Annotated in this window: 16 protein-coding genes; 10 read left to right on the top strand and 6 right to left on the bottom strand. The window is 67.9% G+C overall.

Going from position 1 to position 17,410, the window contains the following annotated elements; genetic code table 11:
• Positions 1–218: 218 nt before the first annotated feature.
• A complete protein-coding gene (locus ACIA76_RS06570; protein ID WP_397149198.1) occupies positions 219–2,552 on the bottom strand; it encodes an amino acid adenylation domain-containing protein in 2,334 nt (777 codons plus the stop codon).
• A 235-nt stretch (positions 2,553–2,787) separates the two neighbouring features.
• On the opposite strand from ACIA76_RS06570, the gene ACIA76_RS06575 reads away from it, so the two are divergent.
• From ACIA76_RS06575 to ACIA76_RS06620, 10 genes are all read left to right on the top strand, one after another.
• The gene (locus tag ACIA76_RS06575) at positions 2,788–5,394 is read left to right on the top strand and encodes an amino acid adenylation domain-containing protein (protein ID WP_397149200.1); all 2,607 of its coding nucleotides are present in this window, start codon (positions 2,788–2,790) and stop codon (positions 5,392–5,394) included.
• A complete protein-coding gene (locus ACIA76_RS06580; protein WP_397149202.1) occupies positions 5,387–6,283 on the top strand; it encodes a chlorinating enzyme in 897 nt (298 codons plus the stop codon). The genes ACIA76_RS06575 and ACIA76_RS06580 overlap by 8 nt, the downstream gene beginning before the upstream one ends.
• Before the next feature lie 4 nt (positions 6,284–6,287).
• Positions 6,288–7,151, top strand: a complete 864-nt coding sequence (locus ACIA76_RS06585) for an aspartyl/asparaginyl beta-hydroxylase domain-containing protein (protein WP_397149204.1) — start codon at positions 6,288–6,290, stop codon at positions 7,149–7,151.
• A gap of 5 nt (positions 7,152–7,156) precedes the next feature.
• On the top strand, positions 7,157–7,837 hold the full coding sequence (locus ACIA76_RS06590; RefSeq protein ID WP_397149206.1) for a TenA family transcriptional regulator: 681 nt from the start codon (positions 7,157–7,159) through the stop codon (positions 7,835–7,837).
• A gap of 12 nt (positions 7,838–7,849) precedes the next feature.
• A complete protein-coding gene (locus tag ACIA76_RS06595; protein WP_397149208.1) occupies positions 7,850–8,968 on the top strand; it encodes a fatty acid desaturase in 1,119 nt (372 codons plus the stop codon).
• Positions 8,949–9,752 (top strand): PhzF family phenazine biosynthesis protein, encoded by an 804-nt coding sequence (locus tag ACIA76_RS06600; protein WP_397149211.1) that lies wholly within the window; start codon positions 8,949–8,951, stop codon positions 9,750–9,752. Before ACIA76_RS06595 ends, ACIA76_RS06600 begins: the two co-directional genes overlap by 20 nt.
• On the top strand, positions 9,749–11,035 hold the full coding sequence (locus ACIA76_RS06605) for a cation:proton antiporter (protein WP_397149213.1): 1,287 nt from the start codon (positions 9,749–9,751) through the stop codon (positions 11,033–11,035). Before ACIA76_RS06600 ends, ACIA76_RS06605 begins: the two co-directional genes overlap by 4 nt.
• Complete coding sequence (locus ACIA76_RS06610) at positions 11,032–11,772, top strand: thioesterase II family protein (RefSeq protein WP_397149215.1); 741 nt, start codon at positions 11,032–11,034, stop codon at positions 11,770–11,772. Before ACIA76_RS06605 ends, ACIA76_RS06610 begins: the two co-directional genes overlap by 4 nt.
• Before the next feature lie 210 nt (positions 11,773–11,982).
• A complete protein-coding gene (locus ACIA76_RS06615) occupies positions 11,983–12,594 on the top strand; it encodes a response regulator transcription factor (protein ID WP_397149216.1) in 612 nt (203 codons plus the stop codon).
• Positions 12,591–13,229, top strand: coding sequence for a hypothetical protein (locus ACIA76_RS06620; RefSeq protein WP_397149217.1), 639 nt, complete (start codon positions 12,591–12,593; stop codon positions 13,227–13,229). Before ACIA76_RS06615 ends, ACIA76_RS06620 begins: the two co-directional genes overlap by 4 nt.
• On the opposite strand, the gene ACIA76_RS06625 is transcribed toward ACIA76_RS06620, so the two are convergent.
• The 5 genes from ACIA76_RS06625 to ACIA76_RS06645 form a co-directional block, all read right to left on the bottom strand.
• Complete coding sequence (locus ACIA76_RS06625; RefSeq protein WP_397149219.1) at positions 13,226–14,167, bottom strand: alpha/beta hydrolase fold domain-containing protein; 942 nt, start codon at positions 14,165–14,167, stop codon at positions 13,226–13,228. The genes ACIA76_RS06620 and ACIA76_RS06625 overlap by 4 nt on opposite strands.
• A gap of 15 nt (positions 14,168–14,182) precedes the next feature.
• Positions 14,183–14,854 carry a LuxR C-terminal-related transcriptional regulator gene (locus tag ACIA76_RS06630; protein WP_397149221.1) on the bottom strand — a complete coding sequence of 224 codons (672 nt, stop codon included), beginning with the start codon at positions 14,852–14,854 and terminating at the stop codon, positions 14,183–14,185.
• A gap of 126 nt (positions 14,855–14,980) precedes the next feature.
• Positions 14,981–15,832 carry a hypothetical protein gene (locus ACIA76_RS06635; RefSeq protein ID WP_397149223.1) on the bottom strand — a complete coding sequence of 284 codons (852 nt, stop codon included), beginning with the start codon at positions 15,830–15,832 and terminating at the stop codon, positions 14,981–14,983.
• A 4-nt stretch (positions 15,833–15,836) separates the two neighbouring features.
• Positions 15,837–16,088, bottom strand: coding sequence for an acyl carrier protein (locus ACIA76_RS06640; protein ID WP_397149225.1), 252 nt, complete (start codon positions 16,086–16,088; stop codon positions 15,837–15,839).
• Complete coding sequence (locus ACIA76_RS06645) at positions 16,085–17,404, bottom strand: type III PLP-dependent enzyme (RefSeq protein ID WP_397149227.1); 1,320 nt, start codon at positions 17,402–17,404, stop codon at positions 16,085–16,087. The genes ACIA76_RS06640 and ACIA76_RS06645 overlap by 4 nt, the downstream gene beginning before the upstream one ends.
• Between the last annotated feature and the right edge of the window lie 6 nt (positions 17,405–17,410).

Raw genomic sequence — 17,410 nt, forward strand, 5'->3', positions numbered from 1 at the left:
CCGCGATGTCGAACGATTCGGAATCGAGCACCGACATGCTCTCTCCTTTCCAGCGGGCGTATGTTGCAGCAGATACGGTCATGAATTCCACAAGGGATCAGACGCGAACCGTTTTCATTCTACCCGGTACGGATAAGTCAGCGTATGAAAAGTCTGTAACCGGTGATCATGAAACGGTGGCGTGTATGTGCTGTCCGGTTGCGCAGACCGCTGGGTCGCTATTGGGCCCGGAGGGCCTCGGTGGATTTCCGGTCGTTCATCGACTGGCCGCGGCGGATCGCGGCCGCGACATCGCGGACGCTGCCCGCGAGTAACTGGGTGGTGTCCGGCTGGGCATGCAGCCTGCGCTGGCATTCGCTCAGCAGTTCGAAGGCCATCATCGAGTTACCGCCCAGGCGGGTGAAGGTGTCCAGGACGCTCACCGATTCGGCCTTCAGCACCTTGCGGTAGATCTCGACCATGGCCGCCTCCAGCTCGTCCGCGGGCGGCACGATCCCGCGGTCGCGGTCGATCCGGGCCTGCCAGAGCTCGAGCAGTGCGCGATTGTCGATCTTGCCGTTGACATTCGCGGAGATCCTCGGCACCGGCACGATCTGCTCGGGCCGCATATGGTCGGCCAGCATCGTCGCCGCGTACTCGCCGATCGCGACCACGTCGAGCTCGTCGACCGGGCCACCGGCGGGAACGACGAAGGCCAGCAGCCGCATCGGCGTGCCGTGCGCGATCACCGCGCAATCGGCAACCGCGGGATGGCCGGCGAGCACCGACTCGACCTCGCCGGGTTCGATGCGCAGTCCCCTGATCTTGATCTGCCGATCGATCCGGCCGAGATGTTCGAGCACCCCGTCGGGCCGATATCGGCACAGATCACCGGTGCGATACAGGCGGGATCCGGGCGGCCCGTACGGATCGGCGACGAACCGCTCCGCGGTCCGGCCCGGCGCGCGCCAATACGCCTGCGCGATACCGATCTCCCCGCCGATATACGCCTCGCCGGGCATCCCCACCGGCACCGGCTCGAGACTCTCGTCCAGGATCGTGAACCGGAAGTTGGCGGCCGGGCGGCCCAGCGGGACAGGGGTTCCCGGCTCGTCCGGCAGCGGCATATCGGTCACGCTGTTGGCCTCGGTGGGTCCGTAGCAGTTCAACAGCGTGGTGTGCGGCAGCGTGGCGTAGAAGGTGTCGCGGATGCGCGGGGTCACCGGCTCACCGCCGCACAGGGCCCAGCGCAGCCGGACCCGCTCGGCGGAGATCTTCTCCAGGAACGGGCTCATCATCGTCGGCGGCAGGAAGATGTTGGACACCGGATGGCTCTCGACCAGCCGGGCCAGCCGACGCGGATCCCGATGTTCGCCCTCACCGCAGATCACCAGGCACGCACCGTGATACAGCGGCCAGAAGATCTCCCAGATCGACACGTCGAATCCCGCCGAGGTCTTGAACAGCGCGCAGTCCTCGGGCCCGAACGGGTACTTGCCCTGCATCCAGGCCAGATTGGCCAGCGCGCCCTCGGTGGGATACACGACGCCCTTGGGGCGGCCGGTGGTGCCGGAGGTGTAGAGGATATGCAGCAGCCCCCGCGGATCGGCGGCGACGACCGGATCGGTGGCGGGACAGCCCTCGTGGTCACGCTCGGAGTCGATGTCGATGACCTGCCACGGCCCGTCCGGAATCCGGTCCCGGCAGGCAGTATCGACCAGGACCTGCGTCGGCGCCGCGTCACCGAGGATGTAGGCCAGGCGGGCGGGGGGCAGTTCGGTATCGAGCGGTACATACGCCGCACCGGTTTTCACCATCGCATAGATCGCCACGACCTGTTCGATACCGCGCCGCAGGCAGAACCCGATCCGGGTGCCCGGGCCCGCACCGTGGCGAATCAGGAAATGCGCCAGCCGATTCGCCCTCTCGTTCAACTCCCGATAGCTCACCTCGACACCGGAGGCGTCCACCAGCGCGACGACGTCGGGGGTGCGCCGCGCCTGCTCCTCGAACGGCTCGGCGACCGTGCGATGGTCGATCCGCGGGCGGCGATACCGGTTCAGGCGGTGCAGGATTCGCTCGCGCTCGGCCGAATCCATCAGCGGGCGAGTGGTCATCGGCGCGTCGGGGTCCTGAGCCAGGCTCGTGAGCAGCTCCACGAACGACCGGGCCCAGCACAGCGCGGAGGGCGCGTCGGCGGAGTTGATCATGCTCTCCGCGTACAGGCGCGTGCCGTCCTGGGAGAGCACGAGGGTGAGGTCCACGCGGTGTTCGGTCTCCTCCGCGGCGACCCGTAGCTCACCGGCCCCGCGCAGCGCGGCGCGGAAGCCGTCGTCCGGATCGACCGGGATCGGCGTGACGGCTTCGCGACGACCGTGGATCACCCGGATCCGGCGCGGTGGGCCGGATCGGGACAGCCGATGCGCCAATACCGTCGCACCGATCGACAGCGCGGCGAAATCGTCGGTACCCGCGGCCGCCGCCAACCTGTGCAGCCGGTCGGGAAGGTCGGTCGGGATCTCGAGGGGGCCAACGCATTCCGATGCCGTCGCGACGGTGGAGTCCGGATTCATGAGCGCTCCAATGGTCCGAATCGGTCTGATTCTTCAGCGGACAAAGCGGTCCTTCCAGACTCCGTTCTCCGGGTCGGAAATTCTTGTCCCGCATTTGATGGACAGGGTGGGAATGGGTCTCGACGAGTTCCGTCGCCTGTTCACGTGACTGCTCCGCCCGGCTTGCCGGAATTTAATGTCAGAGAGCGCAATTGGCAGATGCCGCGGTAGCGGCTCCCTGGGCGGAAGGCGATGCATGGAAACCGTGACACACTCGGCGCCCGATGAATCCGAGACGCTGTTCCCGGTCGACCTGATCCGTGCGCGGGCCCGGATCGACCCCGACCGGGAAGCAGTGGTGGACTCCGGCGAATCGCTGACCTACTCCGCGCTGATCGCCCGGGTCGACGCCCTGGCGCACCGGCTGCGCGCGGCCGGAGCGCGGCCGCAGCGCCCGGTGGCGGTGCTGCTGGACCGATCGGCCGATACGGTGATCGCCCTGCTGGCGGTGCTCGCGACCGGCGGCGCGTATTGCCCGCTGGACAGCACCGCCCCCGAGGCGCGCACCGCCGCGATCCTGCGACACCTCGGCTGCGCACTGGCGGTGGCCGATCGAACCGGTGCGCGGCGATTGCCCGCGGGCATCACCGTGATCGATCCGGACGGTCCCGCACAGGCTTTCGATCCGGCGCCGATACCAGCCGACGCCCTCGCGTACGTGATGCACACCTCCGGCTCCACCGGCGTCCCCAAGGGCGTCGGGATGACCCATCGCGGACTGTCCCGGCTGATCGGCTGGCAACTCGACAGCGGCGCGCCGGGGCTGCGGACACTGCAGTTCACCGCGACCTCCTTCGATGTGACATTCCAGGAGGTGCTGTCGACCCTCGCCGGGGGCGGCTGCCTGGTCATCGCCTCCGACCAGGTGCGCCGCGATCCCGCCGCACTGCTGGATTCGATTGTGCGCCACCGGATTCAACGACTGTTCCTGCCGTATGTGGCGCTGCAGCTGCTGGCCGTCGAGGCCGGTCGCCGCGGCGTGGCCCCGGATTCGCTGCGGCATGTGGTGACCGCCGGAGAGCGGCTGATCGTCACCCCGGCCATCCGCGACCTGTTCGCGGCCCTGCCCGAATGCCGACTGGACAATCACTACGGGCCGACCGAGGCGCACCTGGTCACCAGCCTGACCCTGCCGCCGGATCCGGCGGCCTGGCCGCAGCTGCCGGGTATCGGGCTGCCGGTGGCCGGGGTGTCGGCCCGGGTGCTCGACGAGCGGTTGCGCACCCTCCCCGACGGTGGCGTCGGCGAGTTGTATGTGGGCGGAACCGGTGTGGCGCAGGGATATCCGCGCGATCCGGTCCGCACCGCCGAACGCTTCGTCGCCAGCCCCTTCGGCTCGGGCGAACGCGTGTACCGCACCGGGGATCTGGTCCGGATATCCGGCGACGGAGGGTACGAATTCGTCGGCCGCGCCGACGATCAGCTCAAGGTGCGCGGCTTCCGGGTCGAACCGGGCGAGGTGGAACAGGCCCTGTTGCGTCATCCCCGCATCGATGCGGCCGCGGTCGACCTGCGCACGGTCGCCGACGACGTATCGGTCCTCGTCGGATATCTGCAGACCGACGGCCCGCTCGCACACCGCGAGATCACCGACCATCTGCGAGACCTGTTGCCCGCCTACCTGATTCCCGCACGCTACGTCCGGGTGGCGGCGCTGCCACGGACCGCGACGGGCAAGATCGATCGGCGAGCCCTGGCCGCGGTGGAACTGCCGGTCGCACAGGCGAATACCGCGTCCGCGGACGCGCCCTCGCTCACCGATGTCGTCACCGATATCTGGGCCCGGGTACTCGGCCACGACGAATTCGCCGGAGACGACGACTTCTTCGACGTCGGCGGCGATTCGCTACTGGCCACCTGGGTGGTCACCGAACTCGGACAGGTTCTGGACCGGCCGGTCGAGTTGTCGATGCTGCTGGAGTACGGCACGGTCGACGAGCTGGCCGCCGCGCTCGGCGCCACCGCCGCGCCCCGATCGCGGCATCGATCCTCGCGGATCATCACGCTCCGGCCCGGAAACTCCGGCCGCAGTATCTACTTCGCGCATCCGCTCGGCGGCGAGCTGCTCGCCTATCGAGAGCTGACGCATGCCAGCACCGCACCGATGCGGCTGCTCGGCATCGGCTGGACCGGCGATCCGCCGAAGTTCGGCGCCACGCTGACCGATATCGCGCGCACCCATGTCGAGCAGCTGCGCACGGTCGAACCGGACGGGCCGTACTGGCTGGCCGGTTGGTCCTTCGGCGGCGTGCTGGCCTACGAGATCGCCCAGCAGTTGCGCGCCGCGGAGGCCGAGGTGGCCTTCCTGGGCCTGTTCGACGCCAATCCGGTCATCGATCCGATCACGGGTCTGCCGATGGCGCGCACCCCGTTCCTCGATCTGCTCGACACCGTGGCGGCGCGGCTGGACGATCCGGCCACCACCGACGCCGATCTGGTCGAGCTGACCTCGGATCGGACCTGGCTGCAGCTGATGGGCACACCCCTCACGGCCGGGGCGTCGACCGGATATCTGCGCACGGTCCTCGACACCGCGCGCGCGTGCATGAACGCGGCGATGCGCTATGAGCCCCGGCCGTATTCGGAGCCGGTCCATTTGTTCGACGCCGCGGGAGCCGATCCGCACCGCCGCGCGGCCACGACCGCGGCCATGCGCGGGCTGTGCACCGGGGGCCTGACGGTCGTGCCGATCCCCGGCGACCACTGGACGTTCATCAGAGGAGAACACGTCGCCGAGGCGGCCGCGCGGCTGGACGCCGCGTTGGAACGCGTTGGTGCGGAAGGGAGTACGAAGCGTGGATAGCGTGGATCTCGACAACGACGCGAAGACATTCGCCGAACAGGGCTATATCGGGCCGTTCACCCTCTGGGAACCGGAGGAGATGACCGCGTGGTGGAAAACGCAGCGCAAGGCGCTGCTCGATCCACAAGCGGGCGCCCGGAAGGTATTCGACAATCCGGTGAACTACGACCGGCACCTGGACATCCCGGGCCTGAGTAAACTCATCACCGAGCCGGAGATCGTCCGGCGGATGCAGGCGCTCATCGGCTCGGACATCCTGTGCTGGCGCACCGAATTCTTCCCGAAGAATCCGGGCGACGCCGGGACCGGCTGGCATCAGGTCGAAACCTATGCGATCGGCGAGACCAGCCAGGGCATGTTGGAGGCGACCGAACATTCCCCCGACCTGCCGATGGAGCTGACCTGCTGGGTGGCCTTCACCGAGGCGGCCAAGGACAACGCCTGTATGAAGGTGATTCCCGGGAGCCACCGGCAGTGGCGCTACGACGAGCACGCGCCGATGAAATGGAACAACGCCGCGCGGGACAACTCGTTCTTCGGCTACAACTACGACGATATCAAGATCGATAAGAACTGGGATCCGGAGCAGGAGAACGTCCGCTATCTGGAGATGCGTCCCGGTCAGTTCTTCATCTTCACCGCGCGCTGCATCCACGGATCCACCCCCAACATCAGCCGCCGCCAGCGCATGGGTTTCGCGATTCGCGTGGTGCCCAACCATGTTCGGGTCTACGGCGGAATGACCGGCTTCGACGAGTTCGGTCACCATTTCGAACTCGACCGGCACGGCTGCGTCCAGGTGGCCGGCGAGGACCGCTACGGGCTCAACCGGATGGTGCGGCGCAACGCGTGGGGCGACCCGTTCACCCCCGTGGAAAGGGTGGCGTGATTCGATGAAAACCCGATACGTGGGCGACATTCCGCTCGACGAGGCCCGGCTGGCGAAGGATCTCGCGCAGGCCGAATCGTTCCGCTACTCCGAGGCCTACAGCAACTACCTCATCGGCGGCCCGTGGAAGAACGCGATCCTGTGGGCCGCGGGCGGTGACGTCGGCACCGGCCTGGTGACCGAATACACCTACGATCAGCGGCCGAGGTTCACCGAATACGGCACCCAGCTGCCGTATCTGCAGGAGTTCATCACGGATCTGGCCGATCTGGATCGGCTGCAGTTCGTCCGGTTGGTCGTGGTCACCGACAGCGTGATCATCCCGCACCGCGACTATCTCGAGCTCGACGATGTGCCCGAGCAGACCCGCCAAGCGCACCGATTGCATATTCCGCTCGTCACGCACGAGAACGCCTTCTTCAGCGAGGGCAATGTCGTGTACCGCATGGGTGCGGGCGAGGTCTGGTATTTCGATGCGGCACAGATCCATTCGGTGGTCGCGATGACCCGCGCGCCGCGTATCCACCTGATCCTCGACTTCGTCGATCGCACCGACGACAAGCCGCTGATCACCGTGGCGCAGACCGAGACCGACGACCGCATTCCGGCGCGGTCGCGGGTGGTACGGCCGCCGCTGCCGGGTTCGCGTCGCGCGGAACTGTTGCGCTTGGCCGACCTGCTCACGATGGATAACTTCGGGGAGATCTTCAGCCTCGTCATCAAAACGCATTTCCGTTGGGACGGGGGCGAGAACTTCGCCTGGGACACGATGGCCACGCTCGCTCGCGCCTGCGCGGACCCCGATGTCCTGCCCCACACCCTGGACCTGTTGCGGTACTTCACCCTCGATCGATCCGACAAGGAGTAACGAGTATGACCACGAGGCTTTCGGTCGGCGACCGTCTCGATGCCAGCCCGGTGTACCGGGCGTTCCGCGAACATCCGTTCTTCGCGGGCGTCGAGGGCGCCGAACTCACCAAGGAACAGGCCGCCATCCTCATCGAACAGTGGTGGCACCCACTGCATTACTTCCCGACCTTCCTCGCCCGCTGCGTGGGCGTGCTGCCCGATATCGCCGCCAAGAGCGCGATCACCCGAATCCTGAATCAGGAGGCGGGCGGCGGCGTGGTGGCCAAGGCCCACGAGGTGATCTACGTCGATTCCATGCGTAAGTGCGGATTCGACGGCGAGCGGGTCACCGGGACCGCGCCGTATCCGGAGACCGCGGCATTGGTCGAGGGATATCGCCGGGCCTCGGAGGGACCGGAGAGCGCGCTCGGCTTCATCTTCGCCACCGAGAACACCGATCTGCTCATGGTGTCGAGCATCGGCCGGGCCGTCGAACGCACCACCGGCGTCACCGACAACGCCTGGGTCGCCATCCACGTGCAGCAGGAGCCCGATCACGTCGAGGAGGCCAATCACGCGCTGCTGACCGGGATGAGCCCGGAACAGGAGGACGCCGTCCTGCGCGCGGCGGACCAGATGTGGCAGCTGTGGATCGCGTTCTTCGACCGCCTCGCCACCGAGACCGGCGTCGGAGTCACTCACTGATCGAGGTGTGTCATGGACGATGTACGTGCCACCTACCTGCGTTTTCCGCTATGGACACAACACTTCTGGACATGGCAGACCGGCCGGGCCCTGCCGGGGCAGCGGCCGCTGATCCGGCACAGCTGGGCCACCTATCTGGCCGTGACCCTGGCCGTATTCCTCGGTGGCCTGGCCCTGTCCACGCTCGCGGTGACGCTGATGTTCCCGCTGTGGTACCTCGCGCTGCTCGTGGGCTGGGTGCTCACCGTGCACGGGGAGCGGTTGATGGTGCTGGTCATCGCGCATCAGGCGCTGCATCGCAGATTCTCCGGAAGTAAGCGATGGGACGCGTTCTGGGGTGAGGTCGTCACGGTGCTGTCGGTCTTCCATACCTTCCGGGATTTCAAGGAGGAGCATTTCGACAATCACCATCGGCGCGAGGTGTTCGCCACCGCGATCGATCCGCCGGTGCAGTTCCTGCACGCCTTGGGTTTTCGGCCGGGGCTGAGCAGATCGACGCTGTGGCGGCGCGCGTGGCTGGTGTTCGCGTCGCCGGTCTTCTACTGGAACGGTTTCGTCGGCCGGATCGGCAGCAACCTGAAGGGCGGGTTCGCGCGGGTGCTCGCCTTCGCCGCGTGGATCGGCTGGTGGGTATCGCTGCCGTTCTGGCTGCCGCACGGCGTGCTGGTGCTGCTGCTGGCATTCGTCCTGCCGGTCATTCTGTTCGCTCAGCTCAGCGCGCTGCTGGATCGGCTGGGCGAGCACGAATGGCTGGCGCCGCGCAATCCCGAACTGGGACATCGGTTCTACACCGCGGCCAATACATCCGCACGGTTCTGCGGGTCGGCCGTGCCGGCCCGCGGCGCCGGGCCGGGGGCATGGCTGCGCTGGACGACGGTGACCCTGGGCTATCACCTGCCGTCGCGGCTGCTGGTCGTGGTCGGGGATCTGCCCAATCACGACTATCACCACCGGTATCCGACCACACCGGAGTGGACCACGGCCGCCTATGCGCGCCAGCACGATATCGACACGGGGCCGGAAGGTCCGCCGTATCGGGAGGTGTGGGGCATGGGCGCGGCGATCGACCTGATGTTCCGCAGCCTGTCCCGACGGGAGGAAGACCGAGGGAATGCGCCATCACATAGTTGACACCTTCGCCGACGCGCGCTACGCGGGCAATCCGGCCGCGGTCGTCCAGGCGCCGGAGTTCCCCTCCGGCGCCGCGATGCAGCGGACAGCGCACCGAATCGGGCTGCCGACAACGGCTTTCGTGGTGCCGAGCGGGGCCGCGGAATTCCGGGTGCGCTGGTTCACCCCGCATAAGGAGATCAACCTGTGCGGACATGCGACGATCGCCAGCGCGCGGGTCCTGCTCACCGGCAGCGATCTGACCCGGCTGACGTTTGTCTCCGATAACGGTGTCCTGCACGCGCGCCGCGACGGGGATCTGATCGCCATCGATCTGCCCACCGCAGCGCTCACCGCCTGCGCGCCGCCGCCGGGCCTGCTCGACGCGCTCGGCACCGACGCGGTGTCCTGCGCGGTATCCAGCGACGACATCCTGATCGAGGTCGCCTCGCTCGCGGTCCTCGAGTCCCTGCGCCCGGACTTCGCGGCCCTGGCCCGACAGCCGTTCCGCGGACATATCGTGACCGCGCCCGGCCGCGACGGCATCGACTTCGCCTCCCGGACCTTCTTCCCGGCGCTGGGGGTGAACGAGGATCAGGTGTGCGTCACCGCGCACTGCAAGCTCACCCCGTACTGGGGCCGGCGGCTGGACAAGGTGCGGCTCACCGCGGTGCAGCTGTCCGAACGCGGCGGCCGACTCGAGGTGCGCGACAAGGGAAATCGGGTCCAGGTGCTCGGGACGGCGGTCCCGCGCGACGGGGTCTTCGACGATCGCGCGCACCAGCTGCAACGGGTGACCGGATGAGTGCGCATACGGCACTGATCCTGCTGCTCGACCTCGCCGTGATCGCCGGGGCCGCACGGATACTCGGCGTGGCGGCCCGGCGCGTGGGCCAGCCCGCCGTGATCGGTGAGATCCTCGGCGGAATCCTGTTGGGGCCCACACTGTTCGGGGGCGCACTGACCCGCACGCTGTTTCCGGCCGAGGTCCGCCCGTCGCTGACCCTGCTGGCCGATATCGGTGTCGCCGTATTCATGTTCCTCGTCGGCCTGGAACTGGATCGGAATCTGCTGCGCGGCCAGGGCCGGATCGCCTCCGGTGTCGCGCTCAGTGCGATCGTCGTGCCGTTCGCCCTCGGCGCGCTGCTGGCGCTGTATCTGCTCGGCCACCATCCCAGCCATCAGCGGGCGGCGTTCATCCTGTTCCTCGGCACCGCGATGTCGGTCACCGCATTCCCGGTCCTGGCCCGCATCCTCACCGACCGGGGTCTGCTCCGAACACCCATCGGCGCACTGGCTTTGGCCTGCGCGTCACTGGACGACGTCCTGGCCTGGTCACTGCTCGCCGTGGTCGCCGCCCTGGCCGGCGGAGCCGCGGGCCCCTGGCAGATAGCGCTGATCATCCCGTTCGCCGCGCTGCTACTGCTGGTCGTGCGTCCGGTGCTGGCCCGGCTGGCCGCGCGCGCCGAGGCGGGCGGATGGCCGCGCAATCGGGTCGTCGCCCGGCTCGGCGCGGCCGCGATCGTGGTCGCCGCGGCGGGCGGATTGTGGTTATCCGCCATGGCAACCCAATGGATGGGACTGCATCTGATCTTCGGCGCGTTCCTGTTCGGCGTGGCCATGCCGCGCGGCCACGGTATGCGGCTGCGCGAGCGGACGCTGCCGTGGGTCGGGCGGATCTGCTCGAATCTGCTGTTGCCGGTGTTCTTCATGGTCGCCGGGCTCACCGTCGACCTGTCGCGGATCGATGGCACCGCACTCGGCGAGCTGGGGCTGATCCTGCTGGTGGCGATCGGCGGCAAGGGAATCGGCGCATTCGCCGGGGCGCGCCTGTGCGGGGTGCGCACGCGGCATTCGGCCGTGCTGGCGGTCCTGATCAACACCCGGGGGCTCACCGAACTCATCGTCCTGACCGTCGGACTGCAACTGCATGTCCTCGACACCGGACTGTATTCGCTCATGGTCGTGATGGCCCTGGTGACCACCGCCATGACCGGCGTCATGCTCCAGATCATCTACCCCGAACAGCGGGCCCGCGCCGATCTGGCGCCCCGGACCGCGATCTCCGAGCCGGAGGCCACGCTATGACCACTGTTATCGGCCCGGGCGCCTGGCTCCCGCGCGCGCCGTCCCCCACCGCGGCCGGGCGGGTGTTCAACCTACCGCATGCCGGATACGGCGCGGGCGTCTTCGGCAGATGGCCGGATCGCATGTCCGGCATCGAATTCCTGCCGGTCGAATTGCCCGGCCGAATGCCCCGCTTCCTCGATCCGATGCCCGCGACCTTCGCCGAGTTGGCCCGGGATCTGATCGATGGGCTCGCGCGATATCTGGACGTCCCGTTCGCATTCTTCGGGCACTGCTGGTCGGCGCTGGTCGCCTACGAGGTGACCGCGCAGCTGCAGGCCGCGGGCGGGCCGACGGCGACGCGGCTGTACGTCTCGGGCCAGATGGCCCCGCAGGACGGCCCCGCCGGGCGAATGCTGGCCATGGACGATGCCGCGCTGCGCGCGGAACTGACGGCCACGATCCGCGCCCAGGGCAACGAACCGCACCGCGAACTGCTGGACCTCTACCTCGGGATGCTGCGCGCCGACGTCGAAATGAGCCGCCGCTACGTCGTTCCCGACCCGCTGCGGCTGCGATGTCCGATCACCGCCATCGGCTGGACCGAGGACAACGATGTCCGGCCCGAACGGATGACGGGCTGGCCGGTCTGCGGCGAGACCGCCTTCGAGCTGTTCGACGGCCGCCACGAGCGGTTCCTCGACGCACCCCCCGAACTGCTCGAGACGCTGTGCGCGGGCATCGCACCGCGCGCGTGACGCCGGGCCCCGCCGCTCCCGCGACGATGCGGGAGCGGCGGGGCCCACCGCGTTGGCAGCGCTCGAGCGAACCGTCGAGAAACCTGAAAGCCGCTGTCAACACACTCCTCTCATGGCCCTGCCAACGAGGGCTCGAACAGCAGCCGGGAGATCTCCGGGGAGGTTCTTGTGATTCGGACAGACTTACTCATCAGCTCACCTTTGTTTCTCATGGGTTTATGTCAGACCCTCAACGCCGCCGGTATCAAGGTCGTCGCCATTCGAGCCACGCCCGAGGAGACCCCGTTCTGGTTGGCCGACGCCGCGCTGATCGATGCCGCGGCCCTGTCGGGTGATCTCACGCCCGTCACCGACACCGCGAAATCCACCCCCGTCCTCGTGCTCAACAACGAGGCCGCCACCGATGACGACATCTATCTGCGCGCCGGGGCGACGGGCGTGATCAGCAAATCCGAACCGGGCGAGAACATCGTCAGCGCCGTCCGGATCGTCGCCTCCGGAACAGCCGTCCGCACCGGGGCGCCACCGCGAGCTCCCGGCCGCGCCGCGACCGACTCCCGGCCGCTGTCCGGGCGCGAGGTACAGGTCCTGCGTCAGATCGCCCAGGGATTGACCCACGGACAGGTCGCCGCCCGGCTCGGTATCAGCCCGCATACCGTCGATACGTACGTGCGGCGCATCCGTTCCAAACTCGGTGTGGGCAACAAGGCCGAACTCACCCGCGCGGCACTGCTCGGCCAGCTCGGCTCGCAGACGGAAACGACACTGGCACACCGCGGTTCGCCGCGGCGGCCGGTATGTACGAAAGCAGATGAGTCGTGACCGAGAAGATAGCCGTCCTTGATCGCATCCCGACCTTTCGCGCCGGTTTGGCGGCCGTCCTGGAACAGGGCGGTTTCGAGGTCGCCGGGGGTGAACCTCCCGATTTCCGAAGGGAATCCGTCGACGCCGCGGTGGTGACCGTCCATACCGCGGATATGCGCACCGTCCGCGAACTGGTCGCCGATCACCCGGACCTGGTCGTGGTGGCGGTGCTGATGTCGCCGACCATCGCGGACTTCCGCGGCGCGCTGCGGGCCGGAGCTCATGCCGTGGTGCAATGGGATTCGAATCCGGACGATATCGTCGCGGTCGTGCGTTCGGCCATCGCCGGACAGACCATGCTGCCGACGCGAATCGTGCGCTCACTGGCCGAATCGTCGGTGGAGCGGCCCGATCAGGGCACGCTGCGCGAGGATGAGATCCGGTGGCTGCGCGCCCTGGCCCGAGGCACCCCCGTGGTGCGCCTGGCCCGCAACGAGGGCTATTCGCAACGCGAGATCTTCCGCCGCCTCGCCGAGCTCTACGCCCGGATGGGCGTGCGCAACCGGCACGAGGCGATCGCGCTGGCCAGCCAATGGGGACTGCTGATACCGGAGCACCACACGACGGTGCTCCAGCTTCGCCAGACCCGCTAATCGACCGGTTGCGCCGCGACCGCGGAACGCACTGCCGCACACACGGTTTCGGCCGCCTCGCGGGCTCCGGGCAGGAAGTCGATCATGGCGAGGAAGCAGTGGAACAGCCCGTCGGCGCGGTAAACCCGCACCGGCACACCGGCTTCGGCCAGCCGGGCGGCGTAGGCCTCGCCCTCGTCGCGCAGCGGATCGTATTCCGCGGTGAGCACCAGCGCGGGCGGCAGATCGGCCAGACTCTCCGCGCGCAGCGGTGAGACGTCGGGATGCGCCGCCTCGGCGGGGGAGTTCAGATACTGCTGTTCGAACCAGCGCAGATGGGTCGCGGTCAGATAGTAGCCCTCGGCATTGTCGCGGCGTGAGGGCAGTTCGGCCAGGAAGTCCAGCCACGGATACAGCAGCAGCTGGAACGCGATCGGAGGGCCGCCGCCGTCACGGATCCGCAGGCAGGTCACCGTCGCCAGATTGCCGCCCGCGCTGTCCCCGGCCACGACCAATCGCCGTGGATCACCGCCGAGTTCGGCCGCGTGGGCGTGCGCCCAGGACACCGCGCGGACGGCATCCTCGACGGCGGCGGGGTACTTGTGTTCGGGCGAGAGGCGATAGTCCACGGAGATCACGATCGCGGGGACCCCGGCGGCCACGGTCCGGCACAGGCCGTCGTGGCTGTCGAGTCCGCACAGGACGAATCCGCCGCCGTGGAAGAAGACGATCACCGGATGCGGACCGCCGTGGGCCGCGGGCCAGTAGATCCGCACCGGGATATCGGGCGCACCGGGTATCGCTCGATCTTCCACGCGCGGAAGCTGCGGCGCCGGTGGCTGTTTGACCCGGCTCAGCACCCGCCGGGCGGCCTCGGCATCGGTGACACCGGCGCCGATATCGGGATAGGAGGCCGTCATCAGTTGCAGTACCGCCTCGGTCTGCGGGTGGAGTGTCACGGGCATTACCTCCGGTCACAGGCTGTCGATGATTCCGTATTTCATGGCGGTGACGACCGCGGTCGTACGATTCGGCGATCCGAGCTTCAGCAATACACTGCCCACCAAGCGTTTCACCCCATGCTCGGAAATCTCGAGCCTGCGGGCGATCTGCTTATTACTCAAACCCTGGGCGAGCAGGGCGAGCGTCTCGTTCTCCCGGGCGGTCAGCGAGACCGGGCGCAGATTCCCGGGTTCGGCCCCGGCGCGGCCGAGCAATTGCCGCGCGAGGACCGCGGGCATCGGAATCTCGCCGCCGGCCATGCGGCGCAGGGCATCGTGCAGCGTCCGCGCCGACAATTCCTGGCGCAACAGGAATCCGTCCACCGGCAGGCTCGCCAGCGGGCCCGGATCGGCCGCCTGCGGCTCATCGATGAGCATCAGCACCTTCGGCCGAAACCCGTTGCGTCCCAGCAGTCGCAGCCGATGACCCTCCGCGGAGGTCAGGATCAGGACATCGATCCGTCCGGCGCGCAGCAGCCGCTCGGCCCCCGCCCAATCCGGGCACTGATGTACGGCGCCGACGGCGGGCAGGCGGCGCAATACCACCGCCAATTCCCGCCGCAGCACCTCATTCTCCGCGAGGATGATATGGGCCATCGGCCCGGCCATTCCGGCCCGGGCGTATTCGAGAGAAACCTCGGTCATCGCAGTCCCCTGTCACCAATTCTCGACCCCCTGAAAATTAATTTAACAGGTGAGCGGGGCGCCTGACCGCGCATATTTCTCGGGTGGCCGGGACATGCTGCGGGCGCGATACTGCCGCATCGGCCGTCACACCCCTGCCGACGAATCTGCCTGGGCGCGTGGCACATCCACCGCGCACAGCGACAGATACCGTAAGGCCGGATCGTAGTCGACCAGTACGACCCGCTGCCCGGTCACCGTCCAGCGCGGCAGGCCGTCGGCGAAGGCCGTCCACAGGCCCGTGCACGGCAGATCCGCCGCGGCCCATTCGATCCGGAATTCGTCGGCGATCCCGCGATCGACGCCGACCCCGGCGATCGTCGTCATCGGCGGCCCGGCCGCGGCGAATTCCCGCAACTGCTCGGTCACCAACCGGCACACCTCCCCTGCCGCCACATCGGCGATACTGCGGACCGAGATCGCACCGGGCGCACCGTCGTCGGCCAGCACCAGCACGACCGCCGAATCCCGGCCGGGCATCCGCGTACCCTCCGGCAGCCGGGCCTCGGCGCCGTTCCACAGGAAGCTCTGATCCAGGATCATCACCATCGCCCGGCGAAATCCGGTGTCGCGCGCGTATTCCCCGGCGATCCGGAGTGCGGTGAACGGCGCGGTCACGCCCTGTTCGGACAGCGCGAAGGACAGGGCGTCGCCCGCCAGCGCATGCGAGAGATAGCAGGCGGGCCGGGTCGGGCGGGCGTCCGGCGTGGCGTGCGCGATCAGCGCCAGATCGAACACCTCCTCCGGATGCGTTGCCTGCGACAGCATTTCGGTGGCCATATCGGTGAAGGAGTTCGGCGCAGCGCTGGTGAAGTATTCCTCGTGAAACGGCTGCCCGAACTGCCCGGCCAGATCCGCGAAGTAGTCGACGAATTCGGCGCTGTAGGGTTCACCGCGACCGAACAGCCTGCGCTCGATGCGCGCCAACCGCAACGGCATTGCCCTAACCCTCCAGTTGTTCGAGTGTGTAGCCGACGAGCGAGCCCACGGTCTCGAAATGCTGCTGTTCGAGGGTGTCGTCGTCGAATTCGATTCCGGTCTCGTCCTCGATCCGCATCAGGAGTTCGAGCGCGCTGGTCGAATCGAGCCCGAGATCGTCGAACAGCCGCATACCCCATTCCAGCGAATCGGGGGCGAGCTTGACCATCCCGGCGAGGATGGTGACGACCTTGTCGGTGAGCACGGCCTGGTTCATCGTTGTATTCCTTCGATTGTCGGGATCGGTCGGGCGCTCGCCGCGGCCAGGGCCGAGAAATCGTGCAGATGCTGCGGACGCAGCAGATCCTCGGGCCGGTCCCGATCGCGGATCCGATAGCACTGGCCGTGGTGGACAAGGATTTCCGCGGGCGCGCCGTGACCGAGGAACAGCACGGGCGAGGCGCTCGGCCCGTAGGCGCCCGATCGCAGCACACCCAGCAGATCACCGGGCCGCACGGGCGGTAGCGAAATGTCTTTCGCCAGAGTGTCGTTGGGCGTGCACAGCGGTCCGGTCACCGTCCAGCCCTCGCTCGGCTCCTCGCCCGCGCGATCGAGTGCGCGCACGGGGAAGTTCCGCTTGACGAACGAGCCGATGCCGACCGCGGCCATATGATGATGGGTGCCGCCGTCGGTGACCGCGAAGCGTTGTCCCATCGAGGTTTTCACATACCGGACCCGCACCACATACGTGCCCGCGAGCGCGGTGAGATACCGCCCGAGTTCCATGACGAGCCGGGTATCCGGCTGGGCGGCCGCGAATTCCGCGATGATCGGCTCGAGCCCCGCCGCCAGCACCGCGGGGTCGATATCGCGTTCACCGTCGAAGTAGGCGACCCCGAGACCACCGCCGATATCCACCAGCTCCAGCGGGAAGTTCAGCCGAGCCGATACGTCTCGCGCCAAATCAAGGATGCGCCTGGTGTTTTCGATGACGACGTCCTCGCTGAGAATGCGCGTGCCCATGTACACGTGCACACCCATCAACCGGACATTCGCGAATCGCCGCACCAAATCCCCGAGCCCGTCCAGCTGCGCCTCATCGATGCCGAACTGCCGGGGCTTACCGCCCATGGTGAGACCGGATCCCTTGACGGCGAACGCGGGATTGATCCGCAACGCCACGCGGGCGACCGTGCCGCGCAGCCGCGCGAGCCGATCGATGGTCTCCAGTTCGCCCAGCGATTCACAGACGATGGCGAAGATATCGCCGTCCAGGCAGGCGGTCAGTTCCTCGACGCTCTTACCGGGCCCGACGAAGACGATATGTTCCGGCGGCACCCCGGCGCGGATCGCCGTGACCAGTTCGGTCAGCGACGACACCTCCGCCCGCGCGCCCCTGGAACGCAGGAGCGCGCAGACCGATACGTTGGGATTGGCCTTGAGGGAGAAGAAGATCTCCAGCTTCGGATGCAGCCGTCCGCGCAGCCCGTCGTACTGGCCGATCAGCACGTCACCGTCGTAGACGAACAGCGGCGTGCCGTACTCGGCCGCCAGCTCCGATACCGGTGTGCCCTGAATCTCGAACTCGGACATCGCCGT

It is taken from the genome of Nocardia sp. NPDC051570, from assembly GCF_044454005.1.
In the GTDB taxonomy this organism is placed as follows: domain Bacteria; phylum Actinomycetota; class Actinomycetes; order Mycobacteriales; family Mycobacteriaceae; genus Nocardia.

What these genes read in the sequence shown, in the direction of transcription:
- ACIA76_RS06570 (WP_397149198.1), bottom strand. Translation starts at nt 2,552, where the DNA reads ATGAATCCGGACTCCACCGTCGCGACGGCATCGGAATGCGTTGGCCCC.
- ACIA76_RS06575 (WP_397149200.1), top strand. Translation starts at nt 2,788, where the DNA reads ATGGAAACCGTGACACACTCGGCGCCCGATGAATCCGAGACGCTGTTC.
- ACIA76_RS06585 (WP_397149204.1), top strand. Translation starts at nt 6,288, where the DNA reads ATGAAAACCCGATACGTGGGCGACATTCCGCTCGACGAGGCCCGGCTG.
- ACIA76_RS06590 (WP_397149206.1), top strand. Translation starts at nt 7,157, where the DNA reads ATGACCACGAGGCTTTCGGTCGGCGACCGTCTCGATGCCAGCCCGGTG.
- ACIA76_RS06595 (WP_397149208.1), top strand. Translation starts at nt 7,850, where the DNA reads ATGGACGATGTACGTGCCACCTACCTGCGTTTTCCGCTATGGACACAA.
- ACIA76_RS06600 (WP_397149211.1), top strand. Translation starts at nt 8,949, where the DNA reads ATGCGCCATCACATAGTTGACACCTTCGCCGACGCGCGCTACGCGGGC.
- ACIA76_RS06605 (WP_397149213.1), top strand. Translation starts at nt 9,749, where the DNA reads ATGAGTGCGCATACGGCACTGATCCTGCTGCTCGACCTCGCCGTGATC.
- ACIA76_RS06610 (WP_397149215.1), top strand. Translation starts at nt 11,032, where the DNA reads ATGACCACTGTTATCGGCCCGGGCGCCTGGCTCCCGCGCGCGCCGTCC.
- ACIA76_RS06615 (WP_397149216.1), top strand. Translation starts at nt 11,983, where the DNA reads ATGGGTTTATGTCAGACCCTCAACGCCGCCGGTATCAAGGTCGTCGCC.
- ACIA76_RS06630 (WP_397149221.1), bottom strand. Translation starts at nt 14,854, where the DNA reads ATGACCGAGGTTTCTCTCGAATACGCCCGGGCCGGAATGGCCGGGCCG.
- ACIA76_RS06635 (WP_397149223.1), bottom strand. Translation starts at nt 15,832, where the DNA reads ATGCCGTTGCGGTTGGCGCGCATCGAGCGCAGGCTGTTCGGTCGCGGT.
- ACIA76_RS06640 (WP_397149225.1), bottom strand. Translation starts at nt 16,088, where the DNA reads ATGAACCAGGCCGTGCTCACCGACAAGGTCGTCACCATCCTCGCCGGG.
- ACIA76_RS06645 (WP_397149227.1), bottom strand. Translation starts at nt 17,404, where the DNA reads ATGTCCGAGTTCGAGATTCAGGGCACACCGGTATCGGAGCTGGCGGCC.